We start from the raw sequence: 15,067 nt of genomic DNA, 5'->3' as shown, positions 1-15,067 counted from the left end.
GAAACATCATTGGACGGTTTTTTGTGCAACGCAGCATAATGCTTCCTGTCTCCTCTATCTTCCTCCAAGAAAATAGATTCAAGCCCGCCAACCAGCGGGCTTTTTTTTCGCCCCTACGCTCCCGGGCCGGATCCGGCGCCATTTTTCACTCGGCTGAATAACATTCCACAATATGAAATTTTTGCCTTTCAATAGGTGGGATGAATATTCCATTTCGCAAAATTTCTTGCCGCATTGCGGAATGCTTGAGATAACCCATTGAATACAATCGTTTAATTTTAGTTCTATGTCTTATATAAGACAGAAGATTTAGACACCTGGATCTCGTATGATGAACCCATGCGCTTCACCACTTTCGATTCACTTTTCATGGAGTTCGACATGTCCGAGTACCAAAACGATATCCAGGCCATCGCCACCCTCAAGCAGCGCTACGGCAGCGGCTGGGACGCCATCAATCCGGAATCCGCCGCCCGCATGCGTGCGCAGAACCGCTTCAAGACCGGCCTCGACATCGCCCGCTACACGGCCGCGATCATGCGCCGCGACATGGCGAACTACGATGCCGATCCGTCCAGGTACACGCAGTCGCTGGGTTGCTGGCACGGTTTCATCGGCCAGCAGAAGCTGATCTCGATCAAGAAGCATTTCAACAGCACCGACCGCCGCTACCTCTACCTGTCGGGCTGGATGATCGCCGCGCTGCGCTCGGAATTCGGCCCGCTGCCGGACCAGTCGATGCACGAAAAGACCGCCGTCCCCGCGCTGATCAAGGAGCTGTACACGTTCCTGCGCCAGGCCGACGCCCGTGAACTGGGCGGCCTGTTCCGCCAGCTGGACGCGGCCGAAGGCGCCGCCAAGGCCGCGCTCCAGGACAAGATCGACAACTTCGTCACGCACGTCGTGCCCATCATCGCCGACATCGACGCCGGCTTCGGCAACGCGGAAGCGACCTACCTGCTGGCCAAGCAGATGATCGAAGCGGGCGCCTGCTGCATCCAGCTGGAAAACCAGGTGTCGGACGAAAAACAGTGCGGCCACCAGGACGGCAAGGTCACAGTCCCGCACGAGGACTTCCTCGCGAAGATCCGCGCCGTGCGCTACGCGTTCCTCGAACTGGGCGTGGACGACGGCGTGATCGTCGCCCGTACCGACTCGCTGGGCGCCGGCCTGACCAAGCAGATCGCCGTCACCCATGAACCGGGCGACCTGGGCGACCAGTACAACAGCTTCCTGGACGCGGAAGAAATCGCGGCCGCCGAACTGAAGAACGGCGACGTCGTGATCCAGCGTAACGGCAAGCTGCTGCGCCCGAAACGCCTGGCGAGCAACCTGTTCCAGTTCCGCGAAGGCACGGGCGAAGCGCGCTGCGTCCTCGACTGCATCACGTCGCTGCAGAACGGCGCCGACCTGCTGTGGATCGAGACCGAGAAACCGCACATCGGCCAGATCGGCGGCATGGTCAAGGAAATCCGCAAGGTCGTCCCGAACGCGAAGCTGGTGTACAACAACAGCCCGTCGTTCAACTGGACGCTGAACTTCCGCCAGCAGGTGTACGACGGCATGAAGTCCCGCGGCGAAGACGTGTCGGCCTACGACCGCGCCCACCTGATGAGCGCCGAGTACGACGACTCGATCCTGGCGAAGGTCGCCGACGAGCGCATCCGCACGTTCCAGGCCGACGCGGCGCGCGAAGCGGGCATCTTCCACCACCTGATCACGCTGCCGACCTACCACACGGCCGCCCTGTCCACGGACAACCTGGCCAGGGACTACTTCGGCAATCAGGGCATGCTGGGCTACGTGGCCGGCGTGCAGCGCAAGGAAATCCGCCAGGGCATCGCCTGCGTCAAGCACCAGAACATGTCCGGTTCGGACATCGGCGACGACCACAAGGAATACTTCAGCGGCGAAGCGGCGCTGAAGGCCGGCGGCAAGCACAACACGATGAACCAGTTCTGATTCCGGTCACGACCGACGCCAGCCCGGGCGGTGCCGCAAGGCCCGCCCGGGCTTTTTGTTGCGGCCTCAGGCCGGCGCCGCCTCGGCCAGTGCCGGCGCGGGCTCGGACGCCGGAACGATCCGGAACCAGATGGCGTACATCGCGGGCAGGAACACGAGCGTCATGACCGTGCCTGCGAACGTCCCGCCGATCAGCGTGTAGGCGAGCGTGCCCCAGAACACGGAGTGCGTCAGCGGAATGAAGGCCAGCATCGCCGCCAGCGCCGTCAGGATGACGGGGCGCGCGCGCTGCACCGTCGCCTCGACGACGGCGTCGAACGGATTCAGTCCCTCCGCGCGGTTGTGGTCGATCTGCCCGATCAGGATCAGCGTGTTGCGCATCAGGATGCCGGACAGCGCGACCAGGCCCACGAGCGCATTGATGCCGAACGGCTGGCGGAACAGGATCAGCGTCGGCACCACGCCGATCAGGCCCAGCGGGCTGGTCAGGAACACCATCACCATCGACGCGATCGAGCGCACCTGGAACACGATGATCAGGAGGGTGAACGCGAGCATGACGGGGAACAGCGGCAGCAGCGCGGCATTCGCCTTGCCGGCCTCCTCGATCGACCCGGCCATGGCGAGCTTGTACCCGGACGGCAGCGCCGCCACGACGGGTTGCAGCGCCTGCTGCATGGCCAGCGACACGTCCGGCGGCTGCAGGCCCTCCGCGATGTCGCCGCGGATGGTGACGGTCGGCACGCGGTCGCGCCGGCGCAACACCGGTTCTTCCGGCCGGACGTCGACCGTGCCGACCTGCGACAACGGGATGCGCTGTCCGGCCGCGCCGACGAGCGTGAAGGCATTGATCCGCGCCGGGTCGAGGCGCACGTCGCCGGCCGCGCGGGCAACGACCTGCACCGAACGGATGTCCTCGCGCACCGCCGTGACGGGCACGCCGCTCAACAGGAACTGCAGCTGCTGCGCCACGGCGGCCGACGTCAGGCCGACGGCCTGCAGGCGGTCCTGGTCCAGGGTGAAATGCAGGGTCGGCACGCGCGTACCCCAGTCCGTGTTCACGGTGCGCATCTGCGGGCTCGCGCGCAGGATGGCTTCCACCTTCGCGGCGCTGGCGCGCAGCGTGTCCGGGTCGGGGCCGGACAGGCGGAACGCGACCGGATACGGCGAGTACGGGCCGAACACCAGCTGCGTGACGCGCACCCGGGCCTCCGGCGCCAGGCCGTCGGCGATGGCGCCGCGCAGGCGCAGCTTGAGCGCTTCGCGTTCCTGTTCATTGTCGGTGCGGATCACGATCTTGGCGAACGACGGATCCGGCAGCTCCGGCGCCATCGCCAGGTAGAAGCGCGGCGCGCCCTGCCCGATGTACGCGGTGACGGTGCGCGCTTCCTTCTGCTTCGCCAGCCACGCCTCGATCTTCGCGGCGGCGGCGGACGTCTGCCCGATCGCGGTCCCGTAGGGCATCTGCACCTCGACCAGCACTTCCGGCCGGTCGGACGTCGGGAAGAACTGCTTCTTGACGACGGCCATGCCGGCGCCGGCCAGCACGAAGGTGCCGATCACGATCAGCGCGACCAGCCATTTGCGCCGGATCACGGTACCCAGCAGCCGCCGGAACCGGTTGTAGTTCGGCGTGTCGTAGATGGCGTGATGACCGCCTTCGATCTTCGGAATCGCCGGCAGGAGTTTGACGCCCAGGTAGGGTGTGAACACGACGGCGACGATCCACGACGTGACGAGGGCAATGCCCACGATCCAGAACATGTTGCTCGTGTATTCGCCGGCCGTCGATTTCGCGAAGCCATTCGGCATGAAGCCGATGGCCGTGATGAGCGTGCCGGACAACATGGGGGCCGCCGTATGGCTCCAGGCGTACGCGGACGCCTGCACGCGGTCGTAGCCCTCTTCCATCTTCACGACCATCATTTCGATGGCGATGATGGCGTCGTCGACGAGCAAGCCGAGCGCGAGGATCAGGGAGCCGAGGGTGATGCGGTCGAAGTTCTTGCCCGTCGCGGCCATCACGATGAAGACGGCCGCCAGGGTCAGCGGCACGGCCGTGGCGACGACGAGTCCCACGCGCCAGCCCATGCTGAGGAAACAGACAACCATCACGACGAGGAGCGCGACGAAGAACTTGACCATGAATTCATCGACGGCGCCGCTGATGTTCGCGGCCTGGTCGGTCACCTTGGCGAGACTCATGCCCAGCGGGACGTCCTTGTTGATGGACCCGACCTCGGCATCGAGTGCCTTGCCCAGGTCGAGGCCGTTCCAGCCGTCGCGCATCACCACGCCCAGCAGCAGCGCCGGTTCGCCGTTGTTACGGATCAGGAAGGTGGCTGGATCCTCGTAGCCGCGTTCGACCGTCGCGATGTCGGACAGCTTCAAGGTGCGGCCCTGGCTGACGACCGGCGTGTCGCGGATTTTCTGCAGCTCGTCGTAGGCGCCGTCCAGGCGGACGAATACTTGCGCGCCCTTCGTGTCGATCGAACCGGCGGGCGTCAGCACGTTGCGCGCATTGAGGGCCGCGAAGATGTCCTGCGGGGCGATGCCCAGCGTGGCGAGGCGGTCGTGCGAGAACGACACGAAGATGCGTTCGGCCTGTTCGCCGATGATGTTGACCTTCTTGACGCCGGCGACGTGCAGCAGGCGCTGGCGCAGGGTTTCGGCATCGCGCACCAGCAGGCGTGACGGTTTGCCGCGCGCCTTCAGGGCGTACAGGGCAAACGTGACGTCGGAGAATTCGTCGTTGACCATCGGGCCGATGACGCCGCCCGGGAGCGAAGCCTGCGCGTCCTGCAGCTTCTTGCGCGCCTGGTAGAACTGGTCGGGCACGTCGGCGGGCGGCGTGCTGTCCAGCAGCGTGACCGTCGTGAACGCGAGGCCCGGACGGGTATAGGTGTCCGTGCGGTCGTAGTAGCGGAGTTCCTGCATGCGCTTTTCGAGCGGTTCCGCCACCTGGTCCTGCATTTCCTGGGCGGTGGCGCCGGGCCAGGCCGTGATCACCGTGAGCTGCTTCACCGTGAACGGCGGGTCTTCCGCGCGGCCCAGCTTCAGGAACGCCAGCACGCCGGCCAGCGAGACGAGCAGGATGAGGAACAGCGTGACCGACCGCTCGCGCACGGCCAGCGCGGACAGGTTGAAGCGGCTCATCGTGCGGCTCCCGGCGCGAAGTGTGGCGTGGTTTGTGGCGCGGTTTGCAATACGGTTGCGGCGGCAAGCCGGCCCGGCACGCGATCGAGGCGCACGGTATCCCCTTCGTGCAGCAGATGGGCACCCAGCGCGACCACGCGCTCGCCCGGCTTTAACTGGCCCGTCACGCGCGCCATGTCGTCGCCGATCGCGAGCACGTCGACGCGGCGCCACGTCACCTTGGCGGGATCGCCCGCGACGGTCCAGACGCCGCTGCCCTTGCCGGCGTCCAGGACGGCCGCGGCCGGGACCTGCAGCGCGCCGACCTTGCCGTCACTGTCGCCACCACGTTCACCGTCCAGGCGCAAGGTGACGGTGGCGCCGAGCGGCGCGTCCGCCAGCGGCCCGTCGAGGACGTATTTCGCCTCGTACGTGCGCGTGAGGCGGTCGGCGGCGTCCGCGAGCTGCCGCAGGCGGGCCACGCCGGCAGCCTGTCCGCCATACAGCGTGGCCTGCGCCTGCGATCCGGGCCGGGGCCGCATCGTCTCGGGCAAGTGGACGACCGCCTCGCGCGGCCCCGCGTGCGCGAGGCGCACGACGGTCTGGCCCGCGCCGACGACCTGGCCCGGCTCCGCCAGCGTGTCGACGACGACGCCGTCCGCGTCCGCCACGAGCAGCGCATAGCCGGCCGCGTTGCGGGCGACGTCGTACTGCGCCTCGGCCGCGCTCAGCTGCGCTTTCGCCGAGTCCGCGGCGGCCTTCAGCTGCTCATACGAGGAGGCCGACACCGCGCCTGCCGCAACGAGGTCGCGGTAGCGGGCCTCGTCGTCGGCCGCCTGGCGCGCGCGGGCGCGGGCGGCCGTGACGGCCCCGGCCTGCGCACGCGCCTGCAGGCCGAGGTCGACGGGATCGATGCGCATCAGGGGCTGGCCGCGGTGGACGGTCTGGCCGACGTCGACGAGGCGCTGCACCACCTTGCCCGGCACGCGAAAGCCCAGGTCGCTCTGGACCCGGGCGCCGACGACGCCGGTGAATGAACGGGCGGTGGCCGGTGCGCCCTGGACGAGAACGGTCTCGACCAGGGGTGCCGCCGTGCGGGCGTCGGCGGCGGGCTTGTCGCCGCATGCCGCCAGGGCGATCGGCAGCAGGCACAGGACCTGCGCGCTGCGTGAGCGAATGGACATGGGAGCTCCCTTTGGTAAGAAAGTCCCCATTTTTCTACTAGTGACCAAATAAGTCAATGGTCACAACCGATATTTTTTACGGGGCCAGGCTCCTGAGCACGAGGTTGGACAGGTGCACCGTGGCGTCCTGCGCCCCGTCCAGGTTGTATTGCAGCAGCAGCGGATTGATGTACGGCTTCATGACGAGGCAGATCGCGTTCGCCGTCTCGTCCAGAGGCGTCTTGCGTTCGAATTCGCCCGCCTCGCGCCCTTCGCGGACGATTTTCGCAATGAGCTCCTCGATATAGCGCTCGTAGGCCTGCACCGACGGCCAAGCCTCGCTGGCGCCCGTCGCGGCAATGTCGTACAGCTTGCGGTCCTCGAAGAACAGCGTCGTGCCCACGTCGACGAACGCCCGGAACATGCGACGGAAGCGGTCGGATGCGCTGGTCCCTGCGGCGACCGCGGCATCGACGGCGCGCATCATCTCGCCCAGGCGGTTGGCGCAGATGACTTCGCCGATCGCCTGTTTGGAATCGAAAAACTTGTAGATATAGGCCTTGGAAAAACCGATCGCCTTGGCCAGGTCGGACACGGTCGTCTTGGTATAGCCGTAGCGGGTGAAGTAATCCGTCGCGGCGTCGACGATCTGCGTGCGTACGTCGTGATCCAGCGGGCCCCTGCTCGGGGAAGAAGAAGTGATTGTCGTGTTCATGGCGATAGCTTAACGCGTTGAAGAAACGTTTGACAAAGTGTGACCAATAAGTATTATAGTCACTAGTCACAAAACACGAGGATACACCATGATCACGATTCGCCTGCTCGCGGCCGCCGTCGTCGCCGTCGCGGCAACGGGCTGCGCCGTCGGCCCCGATTACCGGCGGCCGGATGCGCCCGTCCCTGACCGTTACCTCGGCCAACCCGTCACCGTGCAAGGCCGGGCCGCCGACCTGACCGCCTGGTGGGGCAGCTTCGGCGACCCGCAACTGGCGCGCTACGTCGCGCAGGCCCTGGCAAGCAACCTCGACCTCGCACAGGCCGCCGCGCGCGTCGCCCAGGCCCGCGCCGGCCTGCACGCGGCCGACGCGGCGCTGCTGCCGTCCGGCACGGTCAATGGATCCGCCACACGCGCGTACCAGTCGGTGGAGACGCCGCTGGGCCGGGTCCTCGGTGCGACACCGGGCTACGAACGCTGGGGCAACGCCTACGACGTGAACGCGGCCGCCAGCTGGGAGATCGACCTGTTCGGCGGACTGCGCCGCGGGCGCGAAGCGGCGGGTGCCGACTACCAGGCATCCGAGGCGGACTTCGTCGCGGCCCGGCTCGCCGTCGCCGCCCAGACGGCGGACATCTACATCGGCATCCGCGGCCTGCAGGCCCGCCTCGGCATCGCGCAGCAGCAGGTCGCCACGCGCCGCGACCTGCTCGCCAAGGTCAGGCTGCTGCACGACAAGGGCGTGGCGCCCGCATACCAGGTCGACCAGACGGAGGGAGAACTGGCGCAGGCCGAAGCGGCCGTGCCCGCGTTGCAGGCCGGCCTGGACGCGGCGCTCAACGCACTGGACGTCATGCTCGGCACGCCGCCCGGCACGCATCGCGCCGAGTTGCGCGCGCCGGCCGCCATCCCGGCCGTGCCGGTCATCGGCACGATGGGCACGCCCGCCGACCTTCTGCAGCGCCGGCCCGACCTGATCGCGGCGGAGCGGCGCGTGGCCGCCGGTAATGCGCGCATCGGCGCGGCGATGGCGGAATACTATCCGCACGTGTCGCTGGGCGCCCTGCTCGGCAGCGCGACGACCTTGTCCGCCGGCCATTTGTTCGGCAGCGGTGCCGGCGAGGGCGCCGCCCTCCTCGGCGTGCGCTGGCGCCTGTTCGACTTCGGCCGCATCGACGCGCAGATCGCCCAGGCCAAGGGGCGCGAAGCGGAGTCGCTTGCGGCCTACCGCCTCGCCGTGCTACACGCGACGGAGGACGTCGAGAACGCGTTCTCGGCGCTGGCCAACCGCACGCAGCAAACGGCCGTCCTCGTGCGCGGCGAGGAGGCGCTCGCCCGTTCGCGCGCGGCGTCGTTCGCGGCCTACCGGCGGGGCGCCGCGAGCCTGATCGAGGTCCTGCGCGCGGACGACACGCTGCTGCGCACGGCCGATGCGCGCGCGCAGGCCCAGACGGACGTGGCGCGGGCGGCCGTGGCGGCCTACAAGGCGCTCGGGGGCGGATGGGAACCGGGCGGGATCGACAAGGTCGCGGCCCGCTGACGGCCGGTCAGCGCCGCAACTCCGACATGATTTTCTCGGCCAGGAAGTCGCACGGCGGCCGCTTCGACTTGGTGCTGCGCGCGAGGATGACTTCGAGCGGGTCGATTTCCGGCAGGCCCTGCGCCTGGCCGAGCAGGCTCAGGTGCGCGGGCACGGCGCAGCGCGCGAGCGGGGCCACGGCGAGGCCCGCCTCGACCATGCTGAGCAGGCCCATCAGGCTGGGGCTCTCGTACGACGTCCGGTAGGGAATCTTCGCCTTTTCCAGGCTGCGGATCGCGTTTTCGCGCGCCACGCTGCCGGGCAGGAACACGGCAATGGGCAGCGGCCGCTCGCGCCAGAGGTCGCGGCTGCTCGGCGTCGCGGCCCACACCATCGGCTCGAACCGGACGAACTCGCCGGACAGCCCCTTCACGCGCGTCGCGCACACGAGGTCGACCGAGCCATCCTTCACCATCGGCGCCAGCGCCACGCTCGGCAGGCCCACGACCTGGATCTGCACCTTCGGATACGTCGCCGAGAATTTTTTCAGAATCGGCGGAAACAGCGACGACGCGTAATCGTCCGGCACGCCGATGACCACGCGGCCCGTGATGTCCGGCCGCACGACCGCGGCCCACGCCTCGTCGCGCAAGGCCAGCATGCGCCGGGCGTAGGTGAGCAGGACCTCGCCGTCCTGTGTCGGCGTCACGCTGCGCGGGCCACGCACGAACAGCGGCTTGCCGAGCGCGCCTTCCAGGGTCTTGATCTGCATGCTCACGGCCGACTGCGAGCGGTGCACCACTTCCGCCGCGCGGCTGATGTTGCCGGTATCCGCCACGGCGACGATCATCGCCAGGACGTCGAGGTCGAGTGTTTTCATTGGTATCAGAAAATCTGATTGATAGATTCAGTATTATGCGATTTTCTTGGGACTTCGTGTGCGGCATAGTAGCGCAAAAGGAGTCAACGATGAACGCACGCACCGACCAGCACGCCCTGTCCGTCCCCGAGATCTACTTCGCCACCCTGCCGTCCGGCGTGCGCATGCCGTACGTGATGCGCGGTGCCGGCGAGCCGCTGCTGTTCGTCCACGGCTCGCTGTGCGACTACCGCTACTGGAACGGCCAGACGACCGCGCTGTCGAAACGCTTCCAGTGCGTCTCCGTGAGCCTCAGCCACTACTGGCCGGCCGACGACCTCGCGCTGCAGGGCGCGTTCAACTGGTGGACGCACGTCGCCGAACTCGCCGAATTCATCACCGCCATGGGCCTCGGTCCGGTGCACCTGGTCGGCCACTCGCGCGGCGGCTGCGTGGCGTTCCACCTGGCGCGCGACTATCCGCACCTCGTGAAATCGCTGACCCTGGCCGATCCCGGCGGCCCGCTGCACGCCGACGCGTCGCTGCCGCCCGCGACGGAAGCCCTGCGCGCAAGGGCAGCCCGGCTGATCGAAGACGGCGACGTCGACGCGGGCCTGGAACTGTTCGTCGATTCCGTCAGCCTGCCGGGCATCTGGCGCAAGAGCCCCGCGGCGTTCCGCACGATGGCGATCGACAACGCGGCCACCCTGCCGATGCAGTTCCGCGACCCGCTGCCCGCCTACACCCGCGCCGCGGCACAGGCCATCGGCTGCCCGACGCTGCTGATCGCCGGCGAGAAGAGCCCGCGCATGTATCGCGACAATGTCGGGCAGCTCGCGGCATGGATCGCAGGCGCCGCGGCGCGGACCATTGCCGGCGCATCGCACGGGATGAACGTGACGCATGCGGCGGAGTTCAACCGGCAGCTGGAAGCGTTCGTCGGCACCGTGCCGGCTTGACCGAAGCGCTTGACAGCGCGCTTCCACAACGACACGCGGCACTAAGCGGGCAAATCCCGGTCGAACGACTGCACCACGCCATTCCGGCAGCGCGGTGCGTCTTCGAAAGGATTTGCGATGTACAAGACCATCGTCGTTCACGTCGACGGCAGTGAGCAGCAGGACAGCCGCATGGCCGCCGCAGCCCGCCTCGCCCGCGAGCACGGCGCGCACCTGGTGGGCAGCGCGGCGACCGGCATCTCGTGGACGGACTACCTGTTACTCACCGGATCCATGGCCGCGCCGGTTCCGCCAGCCGATTTCGACGGCCTGCGCGAGACCGCGGCGCTGCATCTGCGCGCCTTCACGGACCAGGCCGCTAAACTCGGCGTCGCCTCGGTGGAAACGCGGCTCGTCGAGGACACGGCCGACGGCGCGCTGCTGCTGCAGGCGCGCTATGCCGACCTGATCGTGCTCAGCCGCGACGTCGATCCCGGGCCCGGCATCCCGCCCCGCGTGCGCAGGCTGCCGGAACACGTGGCGCTGCGCAGTCCGCGGCCCGTGCTGGTCGTTCCGCCCGGCTACGCGGACGCGCCGATCGCCGCCACCGTCGTCGCGGGCTGGGACGGCAGCACGCAGGCACTGCGCGCCCTCGCCGCCGCCCTGCCGCTGCTGGCGCGCGCGGACGGCGTGCGGCTCGTCCTCGTCAATCCGGACCAGCTGTCCGACGCGCACGGCGAACAGCCGGGCGCCGACATGGCGCTCTACCTGGCCCGCCACGGCGTGAAGGTCGACGTCGTGCTCGAGCGCACGCATGCGACCGTCGGCGACACCCTGATGGCGCTTGCGCGCACCGCGGGTGCCGGGCTGATCGTCGCCGGCGCGTACGGCCACAGCCGCTACCGCGAATGGGTGCTGGGCGGCGTGACGCGCGAGCTGCTGGAGCGCGCGCCCGTACCGTTGCTGCTGGCCCATTGAGGCTGTCGTGGACGTGGACGGCGCGCACCTGGGCCACCAGGAGACGTCCCCGGAACTGCGCCGCGACGGCCTGACCGGCGCGGAAGCCGCGCGCCGGCTCGCGGCCGACGGCCCCAACGCCCTGCCGGACCACGCGCGGCGCGGGTGGCACGCCATCCTCGGCGAGGCGGCGCGCGAACCGATGTTCCTGCTCCTGCTCGGCGCCGCGCTGCTCTACCTGCCGCTGGGCGAGCCGCGCGAGAGCATCTTCCTGCTGCTGATGGTCGTGCTCATGCTGGGCATGACGCTGTACCAGGAAGGGCGGACGGAACGCGCGCTGCAGGCCCTGCGCAACCTGAGCGCGCCGGCCGCGGCCGTGATCCGCGACGGCCGCCTCCAGCGCGTGCCGGCCGCGCACGTGGTGCGGGGCGACCTCGTCGTGCTGGCCGAAGGCGACCGCGTGCCGGCCGACGCCGTGCTGGTGGAAACGAACGGCCTGCAGGCCGACGAATCGCTGCTGACGGGTGAGTCCGTGCCCGTCGGCAAACGGGCCGGGCTGCCCACCGCGCCGCGGGTCCGCCCGGGCGGCGCGGACCTGCCGTGGGTCTTCGCCGGCACCCTCGTCGTCCAGGGCGACGGCCTGGCGCTGGTCGCGGCCACCGGCGCGCACAGCGAGCTGGGACACATCGGCGCAGCGCTCGGCACGATCCGCCCGCCGTCCGGGCGCCTGCAGCACGAGACGCGCCTGCTGGCGCGCCGGCTGGCCATCCTCGGCCTCGCCGTGAGCCTGCTGCTCGTGCTGCTGCTCGGCTGGCGCTCGGGCGACTGGCTCGACGCGCTGCTGGCGGGCGTGGCGTTGTCGATCTCCGTGCTGCCGGCCGAGTTCCCCGTCATCCTCACCGTCTTCCCCGCGATCGGGGCCTGGCGCCTGGCGCGCAGCCGTGTGCTGACGCGGCGCCTGGCGGCCATCGAAATCCTCGGGTCGACGTCGGTGCTGTGCGTCGACAAGACCGGCACCCTGACGGAAAACCGCATGGTACTGCGCAGCCTGTGGCGCGCCGGCACCGGCCACGACGTCGTGCCGGGCGACCCGTTGCCGCCGGCGCTGCGCGAACTGCTCGACGCCGCCGTGCGCGCCAGCCGGCCCCGCTCGCCGGACCCGATCGAAGAAGCGCTGCGGCAAGCCGCAACAGCCCAGCCCGCGCGCGCCCCACCGGGGCCGCCGGCGCGGATGGTGCGCGAATACGGCCTGACGGCGCACCGGCCGGCAATGGTCAGGGTCTGGAGCGATGGCCACGAGGCCGTCGCCGCGGCCAAGGGTGCGCCGGAAACCATCGTGGCGCTGTGCTCGCCTGAAGAGCGTGCACCGGCGCTCGCGGCTGCGGCGACGATGGCGCGCGCCGGATTGCGCGTACTCGCCGTTGCCGAGGCACCCGATGTCGCCCCGCCCTGGCCGGACGATCCGGCGGCGTGGCGCTACCGCCTCCTCGGCCTCGTGGCGCTGGCCGACCCGCTGCGCGCGGACATCCCGGAGGCGGTGGCGGAGTGCCGGCGCGCGGGCGTGCGCGTGCTGATGATCACGGGCGACCATCCCGAGACCGCATGCGCCATCGCGCGCCAGGCCGGCCGGGCGGCAGGCGGCACCGTCACGGGCCCGGAGATCGCCCGGCTGGATGCGGCAGGGCTCGCGGCGCGGCTCGAAGGCGTGAGCGTCTGCGCACGCATCGTGCCCGGCCAGAAGCTGGCGATCGTGCGCGCGCTGCAACGGCACGGCGCCGTCGTGGCGATGACCGGCGACGGCGTCAACGACGCGCCCGCCCTGCGCGCGGCGAACGTGGGCGTGGCGATGGGACTGCGCGGCACCGACGTCGCGCGCGAGGCGGCCGAACTGACGCTGCTGGACGACCGCTTCCCGGCGCTGGTGCAGGCACTGCGCGCGGGGCGGCGCATCTTCAGCAACATGCGCAAGTCGATGCGCTACGTCGCGGCCGCGCACGTGCCGATCACCGTACTGGCCCTGCTGCCGCCGCTGCTCGGCTGGCCGGTCCTGCTGTATCCCCCGCACATCGTCTTCCTGGAACTGGTGATCGATCCGGCCTGTTCGCTGGCGTTCGAGAACGAGCCGGAGGAACCGGACCTGATGCGGCGCCCGCCGCGCCCGCACGACGAATCCGTGCTCGACCGGCGCGCGCTGCTGGCGGCCCTGCTGCGCGGACTGTGGGCAGCGCTGCTGCTCGCCGCCTGCTACGGCTGGGCGCTGACACGGCTTCCTCCCGCGCAGGCGGGGGCGACGGCGTTCAGCGCCCTCATCCTGTGCAACCTCGGCCTGCTGCTGAGCCACCGCCAGCATGGGGTCGGCGCGGCACTGCGCACGCCGAATCCGGTGTTCGCCTCCGTCGTCCTCGGCGCACTGGGCCTGCTGGCGGCCGCGCTATGGCTGCCTGCGCTGGCCGACCTGTTCCGCTTCGCGCCGCCACCGGGTCCCTGGCTGGTGCTGGCGGCGCTCACGGCCGCCGTCATGGTGCTGGGCCTGCAGGCGGCAGGGAGGTCATCATGAACTACAAAACCATCCTCGTGCACGTCGACCAGTCGTCCCACGCGCCCGCACGCATGCATTACGCGGCCGCGCTGGCGCACGCGCACCAGGCGCACCTGCTGGGCGCGGCCATGTTCGGCGTGTCGCGCAGTATCTTCCCGCTCGGCTACACATCGAGACCGGGTACGCTCGAAGCCAGCTACTTCGATCCCCTCGAGCAGAACGCCAGGCGGGCACTGGCGCAATTCGAAGCGATCGCCGCCGCAATGCGCGTCCCCCACGAGTCCCGCTTCGTGTGCGACCAGGCCGACGACGGGCTGGCGCGGCTGGCCCGTTTCGCCGACCTCGTCGTCATCAGCCAGGACGACCCCGACGAGGCGCTGCCGGACCGGGCCGTCCACCTGCCGGACTACGTGATCCTGAACAGCCCCCGACCCGTGCTCGTGTTGCCGCGCACGGACGCGGCGCCGGGCGCCGCCCGCGACGTATTGGTGGGATGGGACGGCGGCAAGGAAGCCGCGCACGCCCTGGCCGCCGCGCTGCCCCTGCTGCACCGCGCCAGTGCCGTGACGATCGCCGCGCTCACTGGCCCCGACGCCGGCGCGGCGGAACTGGAGTCCCAGCGGCCCGACCTGCTCCGGTTCCTCGGCCACCACGGCGTCACGCCGCACATGCTCGTGCGGGCGCCGCGGCGGGACGCAGGCCACGACCTGCTGGACCTGGCCGCCGAACTGCATTGCGGCCTGCTGGTGATGGGCTGCTTCGGCCACAGCAAGTTGCGCGAACTCTGCCTGGGCGGGGCCAGCCGCGCGGTGCTGGCCGATGCGCGCATTCCGGTGTTGCTGGCGCATTGACCGGAAAATATCGGTTGCGAAAAGCGGGCCGAGTCATCCAGCTATCACGTTCCAGATGTAGAATAGCAAGATGACAACGAAGAACATCGTCGAGTGCACGTGCACCGGGTGCGGCTGCACGCTCCGGGTGGCCTGTCCGCACTGCGCGACCACCTCACAGCCGGCACCCGCCGGTTCCGGGCAGCGGACCGACCTGGTCACCGCCCTCCTCGTCGACGCCGTGATCAGCGCGAGCGCCGCCGAGGGTACCGCGTATGCGGCGCGCACCCTGTGCGAAAACGGCGTGCCGTTCGACGTCGCGCTGCGCGTCCTGACGCGGCCGTGGCACCGGCGCTACCATCCCGTTTCGCAGATGCAGATGTATACACAGCCGGCGGACCGGCCGGATGCAGCCGCCAAGGCCGTCTTCCCGCATTGACGGCCTGGCGG

11 protein-coding genes are annotated in these 15,067 nt (G+C 69.4%); 7 read left to right on the top strand and 4 right to left on the bottom strand.

Annotated features, from left to right (window positions below; translation table 11 throughout):
• Positions 1-381 precede the first annotated feature (381 nt).
• Entirely contained in the window at positions 382-1,962 is a 1,581-nt protein-coding gene (locus tag ACEN9G_RS23925; protein ID WP_413342931.1) for an isocitrate lyase, read from the top strand.
• Between the two features lie 66 nt (positions 1,963-2,028).
• On the opposite strand, the gene ACEN9G_RS23920 is transcribed toward ACEN9G_RS23925, so the two are convergent.
• From ACEN9G_RS23920 to ACEN9G_RS23910, 3 genes are all read right to left on the bottom strand, one after another.
• Positions 2,029-5,118, bottom strand: coding sequence for an efflux RND transporter permease subunit (locus ACEN9G_RS23920; protein ID WP_483127058.1), 3,090 nt, complete (start codon positions 5,116-5,118; stop codon positions 2,029-2,031).
• A complete protein-coding gene (locus ACEN9G_RS23915; RefSeq protein ID WP_483127057.1) occupies positions 5,115-6,281 on the bottom strand; it encodes an efflux RND transporter periplasmic adaptor subunit in 1,167 nt (388 codons plus the stop codon). Before ACEN9G_RS23915 ends, ACEN9G_RS23920 begins: the two co-directional genes overlap by 4 nt.
• 76 nt (positions 6,282-6,357) lie before the next feature.
• A complete protein-coding gene (locus ACEN9G_RS23910) occupies positions 6,358-6,975 on the bottom strand; it encodes a TetR/AcrR family transcriptional regulator (protein ID WP_413346189.1) in 618 nt (205 codons plus the stop codon).
• A gap of 88 nt (positions 6,976-7,063) precedes the next feature.
• Between ACEN9G_RS23910 and ACEN9G_RS23905 the strand changes: the two genes are divergently transcribed.
• On the top strand, positions 7,064-8,515 hold the full coding sequence (locus ACEN9G_RS23905) for an efflux transporter outer membrane subunit (protein ID WP_483127056.1): 1,452 nt from the start codon (positions 7,064-7,066) through the stop codon (positions 8,513-8,515).
• A gap of 7 nt (positions 8,516-8,522) precedes the next feature.
• On the opposite strand, the gene ACEN9G_RS23900 is transcribed toward ACEN9G_RS23905, so the two are convergent.
• Positions 8,523-9,374 (bottom strand): LysR substrate-binding domain-containing protein, encoded by an 852-nt coding sequence (locus ACEN9G_RS23900; RefSeq protein WP_413344661.1) that lies wholly within the window; start codon positions 9,372-9,374, stop codon positions 8,523-8,525.
• Positions 9,375-9,463: 89 nt separating this feature from the next.
• On the opposite strand from ACEN9G_RS23900, the gene ACEN9G_RS23895 reads away from it, so the two are divergent.
• The 5 genes from ACEN9G_RS23895 (at position 9,464) to ACEN9G_RS23875 (ending at position 15,056) form a co-directional block, all read left to right on the top strand.
• Complete coding sequence (locus ACEN9G_RS23895) at positions 9,464-10,312, top strand: alpha/beta fold hydrolase (RefSeq protein ID WP_413344659.1); 849 nt, start codon at positions 9,464-9,466, stop codon at positions 10,310-10,312.
• Positions 10,313-10,429: 117 nt separating this feature from the next.
• A complete protein-coding gene (locus ACEN9G_RS23890; RefSeq protein WP_483127055.1) occupies positions 10,430-11,269 on the top strand; it encodes a universal stress protein in 840 nt (279 codons plus the stop codon).
• 7 nt (positions 11,270-11,276) lie between these two features.
• The gene (locus tag ACEN9G_RS23885) at positions 11,277-13,805 is read left to right on the top strand and encodes a cation-translocating P-type ATPase (RefSeq protein ID WP_495605457.1); all 2,529 of its coding nucleotides are present in this window, start codon (positions 11,277-11,279) and stop codon (positions 13,803-13,805) included.
• A complete protein-coding gene (locus ACEN9G_RS23880) occupies positions 13,802-14,638 on the top strand; it encodes a universal stress protein (protein ID WP_413342279.1) in 837 nt (278 codons plus the stop codon). The genes ACEN9G_RS23885 and ACEN9G_RS23880 overlap by 4 nt, the downstream gene beginning before the upstream one ends.
• 70 nt (positions 14,639-14,708) lie before the next feature.
• Positions 14,709-15,056 (top strand): hypothetical protein, encoded by a 348-nt coding sequence (locus tag ACEN9G_RS23875; protein ID WP_413342281.1) that lies wholly within the window; start codon positions 14,709-14,711, stop codon positions 15,054-15,056.
• Positions 15,057-15,067 lie beyond the last annotated feature (11 nt).

The organism is Massilia sp. Masssp94, from assembly GCF_059491305.1.
Note: the sequence above shows the minus strand (reverse complement) of the source record. Positions and strands in the feature narration are given on the sequence as shown.